Source organism: Bacteroides sp. UBA939 (assembly GCF_002293435.1).
Lineage (GTDB): Bacteria > Bacteroidota > Bacteroidia > Bacteroidales > Bacteroidaceae > Bacteroides.
Genome location: NZ_DBDF01000024.1, coordinates 1 through 3,071 on the forward strand (window position 1 = coordinate 1; position 3,071 = coordinate 3,071).

3 protein-coding genes are annotated in these 3,071 nt (G+C 44.3%); all 3 read right to left on the minus strand.

Annotation, left to right across the window (positions count from 1 at the left end; translation table 11 throughout):
- Window positions 1-144 precede the first annotated feature (144 nt).
- Window positions 145-1,266, minus strand: coding sequence for a BACON domain-containing protein (locus tag B2Z67_RS01685; protein ID WP_291528086.1), 1,122 nt, complete (start codon window positions 1,264-1,266; stop codon window positions 145-147).
- 2 nt (window positions 1,267-1,268) lie between these two features.
- A complete protein-coding gene (locus tag B2Z67_RS01690; RefSeq protein ID WP_291528087.1) occupies window positions 1,269-2,690 on the minus strand; it encodes a DUF4302 domain-containing protein in 1,422 nt (473 codons plus the stop codon).
- Between the two features lie 10 nt (window positions 2,691-2,700).
- Window positions 2,701-3,071, minus strand: a 371-nt coding sequence (locus tag B2Z67_RS01695) for a substrate import-associated zinc metallohydrolase lipoprotein (protein WP_291528088.1), incomplete at its 5' end; no start/stop codon positions are given.

The following is a 3,071-nucleotide window of genomic DNA, read 5'->3' on the forward strand; positions in this document are numbered from 1 at the left end:
TATTTTGGCGGGTCAAAGTTGGGCTAAGCATAGCAAGGATATTCTTTAAAGACCGAAGCACTTGCAAAAAAAATAAAGAGAAAAGCTGCTTATAAAGTCAGACTTTTCTCTTTATTTATAGAAAGCACAGATATTCTAAGGCACTTATTCTATCTTCTTGAATTGCGAGTGACAATAATTAACATCCCCATTGGCAGCACCCGCTGACCATGCACTGTTGCCCGATGAAACTCCCGTAGGATATGTACGCAAGGTAAATCCTCCAATTACAATCGTACTCGAAGAACTAGTATAGTGTTTCATATCGAATACCAGCCCATCTAACAAATTGAAATTTCCGGAGGCAAGAGAATTAGACGTACTGACTGATACGGTATTGGCACTGCTGTAATACGTCAGTATCCAAGCATCCTTGGTCGGGTCGCTCGGGATTTGTGTACAGATCTTTTGGGCGGTTATTGTGATGACACCCTCGCCTGGCACATATTGCATTACAATATTTCCAATGCTTTCATCTTTCAATATGCCTTTCAGATAGTATGTATTTTCTTCATCACCCTCGACCAGTCTCACACGAGTGGTCTTCGTTCTGGCCGTATTATTATACGTAATAGAATACGCAAGCTCATATTCACCCAGGTAATCGCCGTATTCCAAAGGCAGGAGATACTTCGGTCGCTTGCTCTGTGTAATGGCAAGCGGTATGCGCAGAGCTGTTTGACCTCGCGGAGCAAACCATACAATGGTTGAACGCGTATTCGTTCTGTCATCACTCATAGAAGCGGTCAGCGAGAGGCGGTCTCCCTCTATCGTCGCTTGCAACCAGTCATCTTCTATCTCGACCATATCCATCGGGAAGTCGGCCTCATACGCAAATTCCACGTCTGTTTCGCCAATCCCATCAAGAACGCGCATTCCGATCACTTTCATTTTCACTCCACTTTGGCTTACCGGAATCTGAAAATCAGCCATTCCGTCGGCAGTCATATAAACAACAGCCGTACGTTCTTCAAGCGACAGATTAGGTTCAACAGTCACACTCACTTTAGTACCCGATGTACTAATCTGACACCACGATTCGTTGCTCGTCGCCTTTACATTCGGAGTCTTTATAACAATTTCGCCGCTCCCTCCCACAGATGTGAAAGTGACGTTGGAATAGGCTACTTCTACCCGATGAAACGAACCATCCGTATTCTCATCGCTACAGGCAAACGCCACGACAGCAATGAACATCGACAATATATAATAATATATCTTTTTCATAACTATTCTATATTTCTTTTGAATTTAATAAACGAGAAGTTGGAACCACCAACATTGTCGGAATATGCCATCGACAAACTGGCTCCCGCCATATCGCATACACGAAGCTGGAAACCAAAATAATCGCGGGTCGATACATAGTTGTTCAATGTTAACACCCGCTCTCCGCCTTCATCATTGTTCCACTTACTTATCAAACCGGAACCATCTGTTACGGCATACACGCTAGTAGTTGTTGTACCGGCAAAATATACACGTATTTGGCAATCCTTGCCTATATGGGCCTCATTAGTGCCGGGGTACTTGAATGTAAAATCAGGAATATAGGAGGAGGTGATAATCACACAGCCTTTCAGAGCGTCGTATTTAACTTCCATACCACCCGGAAAGTCGAATACATCTCCCGACAACCAGTAAGACGCACCAAGCACATTGCGTGAAAACGTGACATGTCCTGTCTGAAGCGGTCTATTTGAGCTTGCACTACCTGCCACTGTCGCATCGTATTCAATTTCCCAATCGCCAAGGATACTTCCGTAGGTAAGTTGAAAACCTTCGGGGAATTTTGGTTTCAACGACATGTTTAGGTTCTGGTCGTCTACATATTCTTCTTTTGCGCCATTCCAATTAAGGCCATTAAGCACTATGTCGCCGGATGACGTTGCCCTTGTCGACGTCTTCTTAGAAATAGTTAAAGGCTGGGCAAACACAATGGCATCCGATGCGTAACAGAATGGAACCTCAGTTGCGGAGGCGGTGACACCCTCTGCCCATTCTATGTTCATTTTGCGTTGCACGACAGATACGAAGCCATAAACCTCTCCACCGATGCTAATCTCAAAGGTAGGATAATCAATCATTGAATCGGAGAACCTGGCAATGTCGACGTAATAGTCTGCGACGTTAAAATCATCCGCACATCTCGTCAGCTTCAATTCATTACCACGCTTTTTTCCTCTAAGCGTTATCTCGTTCTTGTCTTCGCTGATGCTCACTACGATGAATTCGTAATCGCCTGCCAGACCATCGGTGTCGGTCGAGCCTTTCACTTCGGAGAAATAGTTAAGCACCTTGTTATACGTGTCGATCGACAGTACCGGCCCTTGCGACTTATCCATTTTCCATTCCGATACATCTTCAACACCCGGAGCCACATTTGTTTGCGTTTCGCACGAAATCGTAACATTCTTGCCTTCAAACTTGAAATGCATGGCGTATCCTCCTATTTTATAATTGACCTCAGGATAATAATTACCCATCCAGCCGTTTGAAGCGCTTCGCAATACCTCTTCACATTCAGCAATAGCCTTATTCATGCGAACAGCCGGTGCATCTTCAAAAATAGCATCTTCTTTGCCGACGCATGAGGTTGCCAACACAACAGTTAGCAACACCCCTATTAGATAGTATATTTTTCGTTTCATAAATTGACAATTATTCTATGGTGGTTAAATCCATTGTGCCAAACACAACGGCATGGCGTTCAAATGTTTCTCTCAAATCGTCAAGGTCTACATTCCAAACCGTCGACATATATTCCTTGATGATAGATAACTTATAGAGAATGATTTCAGATCCGTCAAGCCCTTGCACCGTAGCTTCGCTGTCAGGATCGGGTTTTGCCTTTTCAAGAATTTCTGCCCAGGTATCATCGTCGTCACCATAGAGAGAACGCGTGACGTAAATAGACAGTGTCTCGGCAAAATCTTCAAACTCGTTCTGTCGCGCGTAGCGGCTCACGAATCCTCTCTTGTATGCCATATCCAACGTGTTGGCCGTTTCGTTCCATGTACCTCCAACATAAT